Origin of the sequence: Bacteroides eggerthii (assembly GCF_025146565.1) — a bacterium.
GTDB classification, from domain to species: domain Bacteria; phylum Bacteroidota; class Bacteroidia; order Bacteroidales; family Bacteroidaceae; genus Bacteroides; species Bacteroides eggerthii.
On record NZ_CP102258.1, the window covers coordinates 1597378 to 1611853 of the forward strand.

The window sequence follows — 14476 nt, forward strand, 5'->3', positions numbered from 1 at the left end:
AGCCTTAGCTTTGCATAAAAAATATCCCCTCATCCGGTGTCGTACTTGCAAGTCTGTGCAGGCATGACACCGGATGAGGGGATATTTGATATTCAATCCGTTTCTTTAGAACTCCACCTTAGGTGCTTGTTCGCTGCCTTCGGCGGCTTCAAAGTAGGCGCGTTTCTCAAAGCCGAAAATACCGGCAAGAATGTTCTTGGGGAAACGGCGGATTGCCGTATTAAAGTTCTTTGCAGCATTGTTGAAATTGGTGCGTGCTACGTTGATGCGGTTCTCTGTCCCTTCCAGTTGGGCTTGCAATTCCAGAAAATTCTGATTGGCTTTCAAGTCGGGATAGTTCTCGGTAATGGCAAGCAGTTTGCCAAGGGCGGAAGTAACCGCGCCCTGTGCTTTTTGGTATTCAGCCAGTTTTTCCGGTGTCAGGTCGTTGGCGTCTATGGTCATTTGAGTGGCTTTGCTGCGGGCTTCCACCACACCTTCCAACGTTTCCTTTTCGTGAGAAGCATATCCTTTGACTGTATTTACGAGGTTCGGAATCAGGTCGGCGCGGCGTTGATATTGTGTTTCGACGTTAGACCATTGTCCGCTGACATTTTCGTCCATAGTGACGAGCCCGTTGTAGCCGGTAACACCCCAAATGGCAAGAAGGGCTATAACAACAATGATGATAATGGTTGATTTTTTCATACTTCTTCTTTTTTTATAGCCTTCCTGTCTCCTTGAAGAGGCAAGCAGGCGTTTCATTAAACAATATTCTTAGGTATATATCACTGATTGATTGTCTATGCAGACAACCCATTCTTCTTCCTTCTTAGGAGAATGAGGGGTCAGAACCGCGAGCCGGCTCCTCCGCCACCGCCCATACCTCCTCCGAAGCTACCTCCGCTAAAGCCTCCGCCACTTCCGCCAAAGCCGCCTCCGCCGAAAATGACAGGGCCTCCTCCACCACCTCCCCGGTAGTTCTCATCGTAAGATTGCTGTCGGCGCACCACTTTGTGACCGCAGTTGCGGCACGTGTAGGTGACATCTTCTGTCCGTACTCCGTTGCGACGTGAGACAAGCACGCTGTTGCTCCGTTGCAGTTTATGCTGGCCGCACTGCGGACATTTGCTTGCAGCGCGTGTTTTTAGTATTCCTGCCACGATAGCGATCGCAAAGAAACCGATGACAGCCAGAATCAGCCCTATCGGAGATTCACCGCTGTTTTCGTCAGAGTCGTTTGTCATGCTGCCGTCAAGGCGGACACATACGGCACGTACGCCGGCCACCATACCCGCATCCCAGTTGCCGTCTTTCAGATAAGGAATCATGTCTCGGGTCTGAATACGTTTGCAAATGGCATCGGGCAAGTCTCCTTCCAATCCATATCCGGTATAGAACTGGATGCAACGCTGGTCGGTTACCAGCAGGATAACCAGGCCGTTATTCTTGTCTTTCTTACCCACACCCCATTCGTTGAGCAGCTGATGCGAAAACTCAAAACAGTCTTCATTGCCGATAGACGGTACGACGGCCACTACGGTTTCAATGCCGGTCTGCTGTTCCAATGCATAAAGCATCCGGTCTATTTCGCCGCATGCCGAAACGGAGAGGATGCCGGCCGGGTTGCAAACATAGCGTGTCTTGTCCTGAAGGTGTACTTTAGGAATATTCTTAGTGGTGTAAATTTCCTGTGACTGCAAGGAAACAAGTATGCACAAGAAGAGTGCTATGGATATAATTCGTTTCATATTATTGTATTTGTAGGAGCGAAGGTAGTAAAAATCACATCAACGGATGTATTTCCCTACAAATTTCTTTACGCGCTCCGTATATTCCTGCGGATAATCTTTGTAGGACATGGCATGCGTGGCGCCGGGTACAATCCATAATTCTTTCGGTTCGCTCTTGGCTTCATACAAAGGGTAGACCATACGGGTAGGTACGTACGTATCCGCATCTCCATGGATGAAGAACATGGGAAGGCTGCATTTCTTCACTTGTTCCAAGGAAGAAGCTTCTTGGAAATTCCAACCATACTTGGCATTGCATAGCCAGCTGGTGGTGTACATTAACGGAAATTCAGGCAGTCCGAACATATCTTTCAGTTGGAATGAAAACTCGTCCCATACACTCGTATAACCGCAATCTTCTACGAAGCATTTCACAAAAGGCTGTTGCGCTTCTCCGGATACCATCATGGTGGTTGCGGCTCCCATGGAGATGCCATGCACTACCATTTGGGTGCGTTTTCCGAAAATATCGTTGGCGATATTCATCCAATTCAGCACATCAAGCCGGTCTTTCCATCCCATTTGTATGGCAGGACCCTCGCTCAGACCGTTGTCCTGCAAGTCGGGCAATAATATATTGTAATTCAGATCGTTGTTGTAAAGATAGCCTATCATCAGCATGCGGATGGCATTGTCCGTATAACCATGCACTATGACTGCTGTCTTATCGGTGGGCTTGGCGGCAGAGGCAAACATTGCATGCAGTTGCCGGCCTTTCCGGTTGATGATGAAAGTGTCACGCAGTGCGCCTGTGGTTTGCAGGCTGTCCAGCCAGGGCGTGATGAACGGATATTTGCTGTGCATATATTCGTACGATCCCGGAATATCCTTACCTTTATTGTCTTTCGGTGTCAGCGAGTAGCCGAGCATGTAGAAGCTCCCGCCTGTGAGGGCGACCACTGCTACCGCTAACAGTCCGAGCAGACCGTATCTGATGTTTTTTTTCATGTTATTTGTTCCAAATTTCCCATGCAGCAAAGGCTTGTAACAGCAGCATTTCGAGTCCATTCTTGGTGACAGCCCCTTGTGCTTTGCCTTTCTTCATGAAGAGTGTTTCGTTTGGATTGTATAACAAATCGTAGAGCAAATGGTTGGGGGTAAGCTCTTCGTATGGAATGTTCGGGCAAAAGTCCACTTTGGGGAACATGCCGACAGGCGTACAGTTGACTATGACCGTATATTCGGCCATAATCTCCGGAGACAGTTCCTCGTAGGTGAGGAAGCTGCTGTCCTTTTTGGTGCGTGACACGAAGACGCTTTCTATTCCTAAGTTCTCCAGACCGCGGTATACGGCTTTGGAAGCACCGCCTGTACCCAGAATCAGCGCTTTCTTGTGGTGGGGTTGCAGTAGCGGTTCAATGGATTGCGTAAATCCGATGATGTCCGAGTTGCAGCCTATCAGTTTGACCTTTCCTTTGGGGAGACGGATGATTTTGATGACGTTGACCGCGCCTATTTTGGCTGTATCCTTGTCCAGTTCATCAAGGTAGGGGATGACTTGTTCTTTATAAGGAATGGTTACATTGAGTCCGCAGAGGTTGGAATTCTCCTCAATCACTTCCATGAAGTCTTCGATGCGGGGAATTTCGAAGTTCACATATTCTGCGTCGATGTTCTCTGCTTTGAATTTCTCATTGAAGTATCCGATGGAGAACGAATGTTTCAGCGGGTAACCGATTAGACCATATTTCTGCATATCCAAGTGTGTTAAAGGGGAAGATAAGTGGCTATTTCTTAGCGATGTATAAAGTGCATATTCCGAAAGTCAGCCGCCGGAAACGTACTTCGCTGAATCCTGCCTTGCGGATTACTCCCTGCATGATTTCGCCTTGCGGAAAGGCGCGGATGCTTTGAGGCAGGTAGGTGTAGGCGCTGTTGTCTTTCGAGATACATTTGCCGAGCAGCGGAATCACGACTTTGGAATAGACGGAGAAGAGCTGTTTCATAGGGAAGCGGTCCGGGGTGGATAGCTCCAGTATGACGAGATGTCCGCCGGGCACCAGCACGCGGCATATTTCGGACAGCCCTTTGTCCAGTCCGTCGAAGTTGCGGATGCCGAACGCTACGGTTACGGCATCAAAACTTCCGTCGGCAAACGAGAGAGAGGTGCAGTCCTCCCGGGCAAAGGAAATCTTGTCCGAGAGGTGCGCCTGTTTTACTTTTTCACGTCCCACATTCATCATGCCTTCGGAGATGTCGGTTCCTATCAGCGTATCGGGTTGCAGTTCGCGGCAGGCAAGTATGGCAAAGTCGCCGGTTCCGGTCGCTACATCCATGATACGTCGGGGGTGGAAGGGGCGGAGCGCGTTAATCGCCTTCTTGCGCCAGCTGCGGTCTATGCCCATTGACAGGGTATGGTTCAGCTTGTCGTAAGCAGGGGCGATGTTGTCGAACATTTCTTCGACCTGTTCACTCTTCTTGCCCTCGTTACCGTAAGGCTTGATGTACTCTTGGGGGTAGTTCATTTCTTCAAGTATTCCGTTACGTTCTTTTCGATGCGTTCGGCGATATTGCTTGTATCTTCTTTCACGAACTTCTCACCGGTGATGTGTTCGTACAGTTCGATGTAGCGTTCGCTGATGGAAGTTACGATTTCGTCTGTCATTTCCGGAACCTGTTGTCCTTCTTTGCCCTGGAAGCCGTTGTCCATCAACCATTCGCGTACGAACTCCTTTGAAAGCTGCTTTTGCGGTTCGCCTTTGGCAAAGCGCTCTTCGTAACCTTCGGAGTAGAAGTAACGGCTGGAGTCCGGAGTGTGGATTTCGTCCATGAGGTAGATGGTGCCGTTGTGCTTGCCGAATTCATATTTGGTATCGACAAGGATCAAGCCGCGTTCTGCTGCGATTTCCGTACCGCGTTTGAAGAGGGCCATTGTGTATTTCTCCAGAATTGCATATTCTTCGGGAGTAGCCAGGCCTTTGGCAAGAATCTCCTCTTTGGAGATATCGGCATCGTGTTCGCCGATTTCGGCTTTCGTAGTCGGGGTGATGATAGGTTCGGGGAACTTTTGGTTCTCTTTCATGCCTTCGGGCAGCTTCACGCCGCAGATTTCGCGGACGCCGCTTTTGTAGGCGCGCCATGCGCTACCGCAGAGATAACCGCGTACAATCATTTCAACCGGGAAACCTTCGCACATCACGCCCACTGTTACCATGGGGTCGGGAGTGGCCATTTTCCAGTTGGGACAGATGTCGGTGGTGGCGTCGAGGAATTTGGCTGCAATCTGGTTCAGCATTTGTCCTTTGAAGGGAATGCCTTTCGGCAATACTACGTCGAAGGCCGAAATGCGGTCGGTAGCGACCATAACTAACTTTTCACCGTTGATGTTGTACACATCGCGTACCTTTCCATGATAGACGCTCTTTTGTCCGGGAAAGTTGAAATCTGTTGCTGTTAATGCTTTCATCTTTGTGATATTTATGAGTTAATATTTACTGTGTGGTGAGTTTCTTTCTCTCTCGTTCCGCTTTTGCTTCTTTCTCGAACTTCTCGTAGGCCTCCACAATCTGGGTTACCAGCTTATGGCGTACGATGTCTTTCTTGTTCAGTTCGATGAAGCTGATGCCTTTCACGCCTTTCAGGATGCGGAGTGCTTGTACCAAGCCGGAAGTCTGGGAAGAAGGCAGGTCAATCTGAGTCATGTCACCGGTAACAATCATTTTGGTGTTCGTGCCCATGCGGGTGAGGAACATCTTTATCTGTTGGGTGGTGGTGTTTTGCGCTTCGTCCAGAATCACTACGGCGTCGTTCAGCGTGCGTCCGCGCATGAAAGCGAGGGGGGCAATCTGAATGATGTTCAATTCCATGTACTCTTTCAGTTTGGCGGCAGGTATCATGTCCTGCAATGCGTCGTACAGCGGTTGCAGGTACGGGTCTATCTTGTCCTTCATGTCACCGGGCAGGAAGCCGAGCTTCTCTCCGGCTTCTACGGCGGGACGGCTGAGGATTATTTTCTTTATCTCCTTGTTCTTCAGTGCGCGTACGGCAAGGGCAATGGCTGTATATGTCTTACCCGATCCGGCAGGGCCGATGGCGAATACCATGTCGTTTTTGGCGAAAGCCTCCACCAGCTTCAACTGGTTTTCGCTGCGGGGGATGATTGGTTTTCCCGTCACGCTGAACACGATGACGTTGCCCGACTTTTCCGCCTGCGGGGCATTGCCTTTGATTATATCAATGATAACTTCCTCTTTCAGTGAATTGTATTCGGCGCAATACTTTTCGAGTTTGGTGATGTTTTCCTCGAATGCGCACATTTCTTCTTCGTCTCCCAGCACTTTGATCACATTGCCGCGGGCAACGATGCGGAGCTTAGGGTACAAGGCTTTTATCAGTTGCATATTGGCGTTGTTTACGCCGTAAAAAATAACCGGGTCAATATCCTCAAGAACAATCAGTTTTTCTATCATTGATATGTTTTAAAGTTCAATTCTTTTTTCAGGTGAAACGTTTTGCAAATGTAGTGAAACGTTTGCATACTTGGGCGTTTCCGGCCGTTATTTTTTTGCACAATGGTTTGCGGTGACATCATTGCTTATTCAAAGTAGAGCACTGTTCCGCCGTCGGAAGCGGCATACTTCCGCAGGAGCTCCTGTATCATTCCGGCAGCTTCCGCCAGTCCGTCGTTCCCGCTATAACCGTTCACGATGGCGAGGATATGCCGGGTTTCGAGTCCCATTTTGGTGCGTTCGTTGTCGCTGGTCGGGGTGCCTATGCCGCCTGCGGAGTCGCGGTAGACGGGAAGCCCTTCGATATTCAGCACTCCGCGTCCGATGCCTTCGAAAGGCTCTTCCGCACGTCCTATTCCGAGTTCGAGGCTGTTGCCCTGTATCTTGTCTGCGTCAAAGCCGCCTATGGAATATCCGGTGCGGAGTGAAACAAGGTTGATCAGGTCCACCAGCGTATCAATCCGGTAAAGTTCCAATCCCCGCATGAGGCGGCGGCGCAATGCTTCGGCCGAGGGACGGTAACGGCTCGGATCTTTTCCGCAACGCTTGTAGACTTCGCGAGTGGCTGCAATGGCAGGTTGCAGTTTGATGTCATCCGCTTGTGTGGTGGCGGTCAGCTCATGTGTAAAGGCGTTTATCTCGTCCCAAAGCTCTTTGCAGAATGTGGTGTTGGTGACCTCTGCATATACGGCTGCTCCTTTAAAGACGGGGCAGGCTCTTTTGATTTCTTCTGATACGGTGATGTTGTACATGATGTTCTTCGTTGTTTATGGCTTGTTTTAGGGGAACGGCCGGTCCGGTGCCGTTAAACTGTCAGTTTATTACTATTAAACTTCAGGTTTATTGGTATTAAATCGGAGGTTTATTCCTAATAAACCGACAGTTTATTTTAAGTAAACTGAAATAAACTTGTAACCCGCTGATTGTTAGAACTCTGATTCTTTATCCGGGGATGTGGCATGTCACCATTCGTATGCCTCTTCAAACCTGTCGTATACGGGCTGTATGCCGGGGCACAGTTGACGGAATACGGCGGCGATCTTTTTCTGTTCGTCGGGCGAAATGAGCCTTTCGCCTTTGCGGCCGGCGAAGTAGAAGCTGCGGCACGTAAAGCAGCGTTGTACCTTCCATCTCACTTGGCTTACCGCTTTGCTGGGCACTTCGTCATACAGTTGCGACATTCCGCAGGCGTACCGGCTGGGTGTGGAACTGCGGAAGAGTGCGCAGCCGCCTTTGCCTTCCAGTGTGGCTATGTAGCGCGGGTCTATGGAGCATATCACGAATTCCGGAGTCCGGGACGCTTTCATGGGGAGTTCCGCCACCAGTGCGTGCAGGCACTCTCTGCGTTGCGGGCATTGTTCGTTCGTGGCAAAGCAATAGGCATAGTTATGAGGCTTGGTTTTCAGGCTTGGTTTCATGTTGTTTTTGTTATATTTAAGTTTATCGTTTATCATTCTATATCTCTGATACCTTCCGCTTCTCCTATCCGTTCAGCATTATTCCCGACAGTATGCGTCCCGACTTGATGCCCAGCCGTCGCGCCGAGAAGAAGTCCTCGTGCTGCCGGTAAGTGCAGATGCCGGCGGTCTCTATCTGCCGGGAAGGCACCCCGAAATCGGAGAGCTGCAAATGGTTGGCTTTCCATAGGTCGATGTGGTATTTGTGCGTTTCGGGTTTCCACGCGGATATCTGTTCCATCGGGAAACCTTCGGCGCGGAATGCCTCGTGTACTTCGTCTCCCACTTCAAAAGAGGCGAAGGAGATGCCCGGTCCTATGCAGGCTATGATGTCTTTCCCTTCCGTACCGCAGGTTGCCTGCATCCGGCGGAGAGTATGCGCAAGAATGTGGCGAACCGTTCCCCGCCAGCCTGCGTGGACGGCGGCAATGGCATGGTGTTCCTTGTCATAGAGCAGTATGGGGATGCAGTCGGCGGTAGAGATGCAGATGCAACAGCGGGGTGTGCGTGTGATAAGTGCGTCGACGCCTTGCAGCATGGATTGACGTTCGCTGTGCGTTGCGTTCAGGTAGGTTTCGTCGATGATGAGTGAGCTGATGCCATGAGTTTGGAAAGGGATAACCAGTTCCCGCGGTGTGAAGGGCAGGGCGGCGCATAGCAACTCTTGGTTCTTGCGTACGCAATCCGGATGGTCCCCGGTGTAGGGGGTGCAGTTGAAGGATGCATAGTTGCCGGTGCTGCATCCGCCGTGACGGGTGGTTACAAAACAAGAAATGTCGGGATAGGGGGCAAGCGCCTCATATCCCAACATTCTTTTATCTTTTGTCAGGGAGATCATTTTCCGTCTTCCTCCCAGTCCTCTTCTTCATATTCAAAGTCTTCGAGGTCTTCGATGTCCTCGTCGTCAATGTATTCGTAGTTGAGGTCTTCGTCCTCGCCTTCCTCTTTCAGCTCTTCTTTCAGGTGGCTCATGTCTTTGGCGCGGTGAGCGATGCTTTCCACTTTGCCTTCTATCTTGTTGCTCTCCTTGTTCAGCTCTTCCCACAGCAGATCTTTCAGAACGGAGATGCCCATGCCGGAGATTGCCGAGATGAATACGTGCGGGATGTTTTCGGGCAGGGTAGGCTCTATTTCGTCCATAAGCTCTTGGTCCAGCATGTCGCATTTCGTGACGGCAAGCACGCGCTGCTTGTCCAGCATTTCGGGGTTGAAGGTGCGTAGTTCGTTCAGCAGGATTTCATACTCTTTGCGGATGTCGTCGCTGTCGGCGGGAACCATGAACAGCAGGAGCGAGTTGCGCTCGATGTGGCGCAGGAAGCGGAGTCCCAGGCCTTTGCCTGCGCTTGCACCTTCGATGATGCCGGGAATGTCCGCCATGACGAACGATTTGCCGTCGCGATAGGACACGATGCCGAGATTGGGTTCCAGCGTGGTAAAGGGATAATTGGCTATTTTCGGCTTAGCTGAAGATACCGCCGAGAGCAGCGTTGATTTTCCCGCATTCGGGAAACCTACCAGACCGACGTCTGCCAGCAGCTTCAACTCCATGATAACCGTCATTTCCTGCATCGGTTCGCCCGGCTGGGCAAAGCGGGGGGCTTGACGGGTGGCGGTCTTGAAATGCCAGTTGCCCAGTCCGCCGCGTCCGCCTTTCAGCAGGACAACTTCCTGTCCATGCTCGGTGACGTCGCAGATGTATTCGCCGGTTTCGGCATTGTACACCACCGTACCGCAGGGCACTTCGATCACTTTGTCTTCTCCGTCCTTGCCGAAGCTGCGGTTCTTTGAACCCGATTCTCCATGGCCTGCCATGATGTGACGGTCGTAGCGCAAGTGCAGCAATGTCCAGTAGTTGCGGTTTCCGCGAAGGATTACGTGACCTCCTCGTCCTCCGTCACCACCGTCGGGGCCGCCATTGGGTATGTATTTTTCACGCCGCATGTGCGTGGAGCCTCGGCCGCCCTTACCGGAACGGCAATAGATTTTTACGTAGTCAACGAAATTCGATTCAGCCATATTCTTTTTTATTATTTGAGATAATGTGTGCAAAAGTAGTTATTCTCCGGCATAAGCGGAAATAATCGGGCTTTTTTCTCTTGTAACGGGCTGTGCAACCGGTGATTTTCGTAGGAAGCATAAAAAAGGGAATGTGCCGGAATGAAATTCAGTTATCATTCCGGCACAAACCCTTTGTTTGTAAGAAGAGTCTTTTTACGACTTATTTCGCTGCGTCAATTGCTTTGCAAACATCTGCCGTAATGGTTTCCAGTTCACCGATACCTTTGATGTGTGCATAGAGTTTCTCGTTCTTGTACCAGTCTATCAGCGGAGCTGTCTGCGAATGATATACTGTGAGGCGCTTCTTGATAGTCTCTTCGTTGTCATCGGCGCGGCCCGACTCTTGTCCGCGTTTGATGAGGCGTTTCATCAGTTCGTCTTCGGGTACGTCAAGGTCCAGCATTACGTTTACGCTCTGTCCGCGTTCGGCAAGCATTTTCTTCAATGCCTCAGCCTGTGCGATGGTGCGGGGAAATCCGTCGAAGATGACGCCTTTGCTGTCTTTGAAACTGTCCAGCGTGCTTGCCAGGATGTCGATAATCAATTCGTCCGGCAGCAGTTGGCCCTGGTCGATGTAGCCTTTGGCTGTCTTACCCAGTTCTGTCCCGTTTTTGATTTCTGCACGCAACACGTCTCCGGTTGAGATATGGTTGATGCCATACTTTGCTACGATTCTCTCGCTTTGTGTTCCCTTTCCTGAACCGGGAGCACCGAAAATTACAATGTTCAACATTTGTTTAGCTATTATTTAATGATTCACAATTTAATACCTTTTCTTCTTAATACCTCTTTCCTGCATTCAATCCACTACGGTGTAGATGTCGGGATAGTTGCGTCCGAATCCGTCATAGTCCAGGCCGTAGCCCACGATGAAGTCGTTGGGAATGTTCATGGCTACGTATTCGATGTTTAAGTCGACCTTCAGCTTTTCGGGTTTCACCAGCAATGAGGCGATGTGGATGTCTTTAGGTCCGCGTGTGCCCAGAGTTTCCAGCAGACGCTGCATGGTGAGCCCGGTATCTACAATATCTTCGACGATAACGATTGTACGGTCGGAGATATCTTCGTTGATGCCGATTACTTCTTTGATAACTCCCGTAGAAGATACTCCCTGATAAGAAGCAAGTTTTACGAAAGAAATTTCACAGGGAATGGTGATGCGCTTCATCAGGTCGGCGGTAAACATGAACGAACCGTTCAATACACTAAGGAAAAGCGGATTTTTACCGGCCAAATCGCGGTTGATTTCGTTCGCTACACGAGACACTTCTTTCAATATGTCCTGTTCCTTGATGGAAACGGTGAACATTTTGTCTTTTATTTGTATGGTATCCATAAATGGGAGTTTTTAGAAAGTTGACGCAAAAATAGTGAATTTGTTCGAAAGAGGAAATATTTGTTCTAGCATATTCTCAAAGAGCTGTAATTTAATTCGATTCGTCACTGTGTGCTTTAAAAGAACGGGATTAAAGAACGTAAAAAAAGAACGAACTTAAAGAACCGCTTTATGAATGCACAGTTTTTCATCAACGAGATCGGATGTAAATTCAACCTGAGAAAGCCCAAGTCCGAAAAGCCGACGAACGTTTATTTTGTAGCACGCGTCAGGAATAAACAGATAAAACTTTCTACTGGAGTAAGAGTATATCCGAACCAGTGGAACGTAAAGAAACAGGAGGCTTATATCAGCTGTCGGTTGACTGAGCTGGACAACGAGAACAACACCATCGTTAACGAAAAGATCAGTAAGCTAAAACTTTATTTTTCGGAATACAAGCAGTACCTTTGCGACCACCCTGAGGAAATAGAACGCAGGGCCATCATTTTACTCAAACAATATATCTATAAGGATACTATGAAGAAAAAAACGGAGAAACCTGCCACCTTCATCATGAAACAGATCATAGAGGAGAAGGATATTGTAGATAGTTCAAAGAGTCAATACAGATCCAATATCAACAAGTTCAAACGGTTTCTATATGAGCACTCCATACCTGATACTTGGGAAAGTATGAACCTGGATACATTCACCAAATACCAGCAATTTTTGATAGAAGAAGGCAAGAAAGATAAGGATGGTAAAAAAGCTTCTACCATAAAGAATATTATAGGAGGTACCCTTTTCCCAATTCTTAGAAAGGCTTCCAAACGGCTTGACATCCCTTTCAAGTGGGATGAGAGTAATCTTGAAAGTTTCGAGCTGACGAAAGATAAGTCCAACAAGGAGCTTGCACGTAATAAAGAGGTGGCGCTGACGGAAGAACAGATTAAGCGGCTCTATGAGTACCGACCAACTGGCACAGAAAAGCAGATCAAAAAGAAAATGGAGATAAGAGATTTGTTCGTACTACAATGCCTCGTTGGCCAACGCGTCAGTGATATGCAGAAGCTTTTTAATGGTGATAACGAAAGGGATGAGGAGAACGGTACAATATCTATCGTCCAGCAGAAGACCGGAGCCAAGGCAATCATTCCTTTGGTTCCGATGGCTGAGGAAATCATAAATAAGTATACCGGAAAGGAGATCAAATATTATAAGGAAAGACGTTCCGCATTGAATGGTGAGTTAAGGGCAATAGCTCAAGAAGCAGGCCTTAATGAAGCTATAACCTATGAAGAGAACGGCACCAAATATACCAAACCGCTCTATGAGCTGCTCCACACCCATACCGCGAAACATCATACAATCTCTATCTAATTGAAAATTAAACAGTTATTTCTGTTTAATTAATATCAGGTAACGATTTAGAAACGAGCGAATTACAATATTCTGTTTTCTTTTGCCTCTGTCAAAGAACGATTCTTTCAATGCAAATATACACTTTACTTGTGACAAAAGCAATCTTTTTCTACATTTAATCGACTTACAGTCAGCCTTAAAGAGGGTATCTGGTCTCATTCCATCTTCTTCCTCAAAAATAACATAGCAGTCTAAATTGGTTTATGTATGGGATAGGTCTTGTTCATTCGATCCGGTAGACTACTATACATAAAAGTATAAAGGCGAGATACGACAAGGAGATGCCATGCTTTTGTGTAAGGGGAATCTCTCTTAGCTTATCGCAGACCATGTATAGCTAAGTGTTTTGAGAATAAACAGTCTGTAAAAAACGGAAAGACACCGATTATGGGCCGTATCACCATCAATGGAACCCAAGCCGGTTTCAGTTGTAAGAAAGAAGTGTCCCTCGCTTTGTGGGACGTCAAAACCAACCGGGCCAAAGGCAAGTCCGAGGAGGCCCGTACACTCAATCAGGAGCTTGACAATATCAAGGCGCAAATCACCAGGCACTACCAGTACATCTGCGACCACGACAGTTTTGTTACAGCCAAGAAAGTCTATAACCGCTATGTCGGCTTCTCAGAGGAATGCCACACCCTTATGAACCTTTTCAGGGAACAGCTGGAACCGTATAAAAAGAAAATCGGCATAGAGAAAGCCGAAAGCACCTACTGCGGTCTGGTTGCCGATTACAAGAGTCTCCTGCTTTTCATGAAAAGCAAGAAGAATGCAGAGGATATTGTCATCGAAGAACTTGAGAAATCATTCATCGAGGATTACTACAACTGGATGCTCGGTACATGCGCTTTGGCAAACTCCACTGTCTTCGGGCGTGTCAATACCTTGAAGTGGCTGATGTATATCGCGCAGGAAAAAGGCTGGATACGGGTTCATCCGTTCGCATCATTCGAGTGTATGCCCGAATACAAGAGGCGTTCTTTCCTTTCCGAAGAGGAACTGCAAAGGATAATCCATATAGAACCGAGATACAAACGCCAGCGTGCCATGCGCGACATGTTCCTGTTCATGTGCTTCACCGGTCTTTCCTATGTGGACTTGAAAGCCATAACATACGATAATATCCATACCGACTCCGACGGCGGTACATGGCTGATGGGCAACCGTATAAAAACGGGAGTGGCGTATGTCGTAAAATTATTGCCCATTGCTATCGAACTGATTGAAAAATATAGGGGTACGGATGAAAAGAAAGACTCCCCGAATGTGTCTTTCCGGTAGGTGAATACAATGCCATGCGGCTCAGTCTTGGAATCATAGGCAGGAAATGCAACTCCGGGGCGAGGTCACCCCGCACATCGGACGCCACGCATTTGCCGTTCTGGCCATACTCAAGGGGATGCTGCTGGAAACTCTTCAGAAAGTGTTTGGGCATAAGTCCATCACATACGTCCTGCGCATCCATTCACTTGTCCGGCGCAGGCGGGGCAATCTTTTTCTGGAAGTCGCCCATCTGTACGACCAGCGTGCTGACCAGCTTTCTCAACTCCTAATACGCGCTTGTTTCAATAATTGTCAGTTCCATACTAAAATTCTTTTTAAGATTCTGAATATGCGACAAAGTAACGCACATCCTATATCCTTTCCAAACAGATAATATCAGAGTCTTCCGTTGGCGTGCATTGGCGTATCCAACGTTAAAAGAGAAGGTCCTTCACCTGCATCCATGCGGCAACGGAACTTCCATTCCCTTACTTGTTTTCCATAAATTTATAGGATTAATTTCTGGTGCATGATATTAATAGTCATTATTCTGTCTGCTTTTTTTGCTTGCATAATTGCAGCTAACAGTTATCTATTCCAGAACGCATTGTTATGGAAAATGGCAAGCTGTTTTGTTGGTTTATGGATATTGTGTATGATAATTACCGTCTTCGTTTGTCGTAAACTTGAATGCTCTAATTAAAACAGTACGGTTGTCATGCTTTGTGTGTTTTATTA

The 14476-nt window shown here is 48.2% G+C and carries 16 protein-coding genes; 3 read left to right on the forward strand and 13 right to left on the reverse strand.

Annotation, left to right across the window (positions count from 1 at the left end):
• Positions 1-105: 105 nt before the first annotated feature.
• The 13 genes from NQ546_RS06275 to hpt all read right to left on the reverse strand — a co-directional run bounded on the left by NQ546_RS06275 (position 106) and on the right by hpt (position 11071).
• On the reverse strand, positions 106-687 hold the full coding sequence (locus NQ546_RS06275; RefSeq protein WP_004293816.1) for a LemA family protein: 582 nt from the start codon (positions 685-687) through the stop codon (positions 106-108).
• A gap of 140 nt (positions 688-827) precedes the next feature.
• Positions 828-1730, reverse strand: a complete 903-nt coding sequence (locus tag NQ546_RS06280; RefSeq protein WP_004289197.1) for a TPM domain-containing protein — start codon at positions 1728-1730, stop codon at positions 828-830.
• A gap of 39 nt (positions 1731-1769) precedes the next feature.
• Positions 1770-2720: an alpha/beta hydrolase gene (locus NQ546_RS06285; RefSeq protein WP_004289198.1), complete on the reverse strand. Its 951-nt coding sequence runs from the start codon at positions 2718-2720 to the stop codon at positions 1770-1772.
• 1 nt (position 2721) lies between these two features.
• Positions 2722-3468 (reverse strand): shikimate dehydrogenase family protein, encoded by a 747-nt coding sequence (locus NQ546_RS06290; protein ID WP_004289199.1) that lies wholly within the window; start codon positions 3466-3468, stop codon positions 2722-2724.
• Positions 3469-3499: 31 nt separating this feature from the next.
• The gene (gene ubiE / locus NQ546_RS06295; protein WP_004289200.1) at positions 3500-4237 is read right to left on the reverse strand and encodes a bifunctional demethylmenaquinone methyltransferase/2-methoxy-6-polyprenyl-1,4-benzoquinol methylase UbiE; all 738 of its coding nucleotides are present in this window, start codon (positions 4235-4237) and stop codon (positions 3500-3502) included.
• Positions 4234-5178: a phosphoribosylaminoimidazolesuccinocarboxamide synthase gene (locus tag NQ546_RS06300; protein ID WP_004289201.1), complete on the reverse strand. Its 945-nt coding sequence runs from the start codon at positions 5176-5178 to the stop codon at positions 4234-4236. The genes ubiE and NQ546_RS06300 overlap by 4 nt, the downstream gene beginning before the upstream one ends.
• Positions 5179-5203: 25 nt before the next feature.
• On the reverse strand, positions 5204-6181 hold the full coding sequence (locus NQ546_RS06305) for a PhoH family protein (protein WP_004289202.1): 978 nt from the start codon (positions 6179-6181) through the stop codon (positions 5204-5206).
• 125 nt (positions 6182-6306) lie between these two features.
• On the reverse strand, positions 6307-6972 hold the full coding sequence (locus NQ546_RS06310; protein ID WP_004289203.1) for a B3/B4 domain-containing protein: 666 nt from the start codon (positions 6970-6972) through the stop codon (positions 6307-6309).
• Positions 6973-7182: 210 nt separating this feature from the next.
• Positions 7183-7638 (reverse strand): DUF6078 family protein, encoded by a 456-nt coding sequence (locus NQ546_RS06315; RefSeq protein ID WP_021939908.1) that lies wholly within the window; start codon positions 7636-7638, stop codon positions 7183-7185.
• 64 nt (positions 7639-7702) lie between these two features.
• Positions 7703-8515 (reverse strand): peptidoglycan editing factor PgeF, encoded by an 813-nt coding sequence (pgeF, locus tag NQ546_RS06320; RefSeq protein WP_004289205.1) that lies wholly within the window; start codon positions 8513-8515, stop codon positions 7703-7705.
• The gene (gene obgE / locus NQ546_RS06325) at positions 8512-9693 is read right to left on the reverse strand and encodes a GTPase ObgE (protein ID WP_004289206.1); all 1182 of its coding nucleotides are present in this window, start codon (positions 9691-9693) and stop codon (positions 8512-8514) included. Before obgE ends, pgeF begins: the two co-directional genes overlap by 4 nt.
• Positions 9694-9895: 202 nt before the next feature.
• Positions 9896-10468 carry an adenylate kinase gene (locus NQ546_RS06330; protein ID WP_004289209.1) on the reverse strand — a complete coding sequence of 191 codons (573 nt, stop codon included), beginning with the start codon at positions 10466-10468 and terminating at the stop codon, positions 9896-9898.
• 66 nt (positions 10469-10534) lie between these two features.
• Positions 10535-11071 carry a hypoxanthine phosphoribosyltransferase gene (gene hpt / locus NQ546_RS06335; protein ID WP_004289211.1) on the reverse strand — a complete coding sequence of 179 codons (537 nt, stop codon included), beginning with the start codon at positions 11069-11071 and terminating at the stop codon, positions 10535-10537.
• 171 nt (positions 11072-11242) lie between these two features.
• Between hpt and NQ546_RS06340 the strand changes: the two genes are divergently transcribed.
• The 3 genes from NQ546_RS06340 to NQ546_RS06350 all read left to right on the forward strand — a co-directional run bounded on the left by NQ546_RS06340 (position 11243) and on the right by NQ546_RS06350 (position 14132).
• Positions 11243-12433 carry a site-specific integrase gene (locus NQ546_RS06340; protein WP_004289213.1) on the forward strand — a complete coding sequence of 397 codons (1191 nt, stop codon included), beginning with the start codon at positions 11243-11245 and terminating at the stop codon, positions 12431-12433.
• Between the two features lie 429 nt (positions 12434-12862).
• A complete protein-coding gene (locus NQ546_RS06345) occupies positions 12863-13756 on the forward strand; it encodes a phage integrase SAM-like domain-containing protein (RefSeq protein WP_004289225.1) in 894 nt (297 codons plus the stop codon).
• A 46-nt stretch (positions 13757-13802) separates the two neighbouring features.
• A complete protein-coding gene (locus NQ546_RS06350) occupies positions 13803-14132 on the forward strand; it encodes a site-specific integrase (RefSeq protein WP_004289226.1) in 330 nt (109 codons plus the stop codon).
• Positions 14133-14476: the final 344 nt, after the last annotated feature.

Coding starts and splice junctions, on each gene's coding strand:
- NQ546_RS06275 (WP_004293816.1), bottom strand. CDS start 687: ATGAAAAAATCAACCATTATCATCATTGTTGTTATAGCCCTTCTTGCC.
- NQ546_RS06280 (WP_004289197.1), bottom strand. CDS start 1,730: ATGAAACGAATTATATCCATAGCACTCTTCTTGTGCATACTTGTTTCC.
- NQ546_RS06285 (WP_004289198.1), bottom strand. CDS start 2,720: ATGAAAAAAAACATCAGATACGGTCTGCTCGGACTGTTAGCGGTAGCA.
- NQ546_RS06290 (WP_004289199.1), bottom strand. CDS start 3,468: ATGCAGAAATATGGTCTAATCGGTTACCCGCTGAAACATTCGTTCTCC.
- ubiE (WP_004289200.1), bottom strand. CDS start 4,237: ATGAACTACCCCCAAGAGTACATCAAGCCTTACGGTAACGAGGGCAAG.
- NQ546_RS06300 (WP_004289201.1), bottom strand. CDS start 5,178: ATGAAAGCATTAACAGCAACAGATTTCAACTTTCCCGGACAAAAGAGC.
- NQ546_RS06305 (WP_004289202.1), bottom strand. CDS start 6,181: ATGATAGAAAAACTGATTGTTCTTGAGGATATTGACCCGGTTATTTTT.
- NQ546_RS06310 (WP_004289203.1), bottom strand. CDS start 6,972: ATGTACAACATCACCGTATCAGAAGAAATCAAAAGAGCCTGCCCCGTC.
- NQ546_RS06315 (WP_021939908.1), bottom strand. CDS start 7,638: ATGAAACCAAGCCTGAAAACCAAGCCTCATAACTATGCCTATTGCTTT.
- pgeF (WP_004289205.1), bottom strand. CDS start 8,515: ATGATCTCCCTGACAAAAGATAAAAGAATGTTGGGATATGAGGCGCTT.
- obgE (WP_004289206.1), bottom strand. CDS start 9,693: ATGGCTGAATCGAATTTCGTTGACTACGTAAAAATCTATTGCCGTTCC.
- NQ546_RS06330 (WP_004289209.1), bottom strand. CDS start 10,468: ATGTTGAACATTGTAATTTTCGGTGCTCCCGGTTCAGGAAAGGGAACA.
- hpt (WP_004289211.1), bottom strand. CDS start 11,071: ATGGATACCATACAAATAAAAGACAAAATGTTCACCGTTTCCATCAAG.
- NQ546_RS06340 (WP_004289213.1), top strand. CDS start 11,243: ATGAATGCACAGTTTTTCATCAACGAGATCGGATGTAAATTCAACCTG.
- NQ546_RS06345 (WP_004289225.1), top strand. CDS start 12,863: ATGGGCCGTATCACCATCAATGGAACCCAAGCCGGTTTCAGTTGTAAG.
- NQ546_RS06350 (WP_004289226.1), top strand. CDS start 13,803: ATGCAACTCCGGGGCGAGGTCACCCCGCACATCGGACGCCACGCATTT.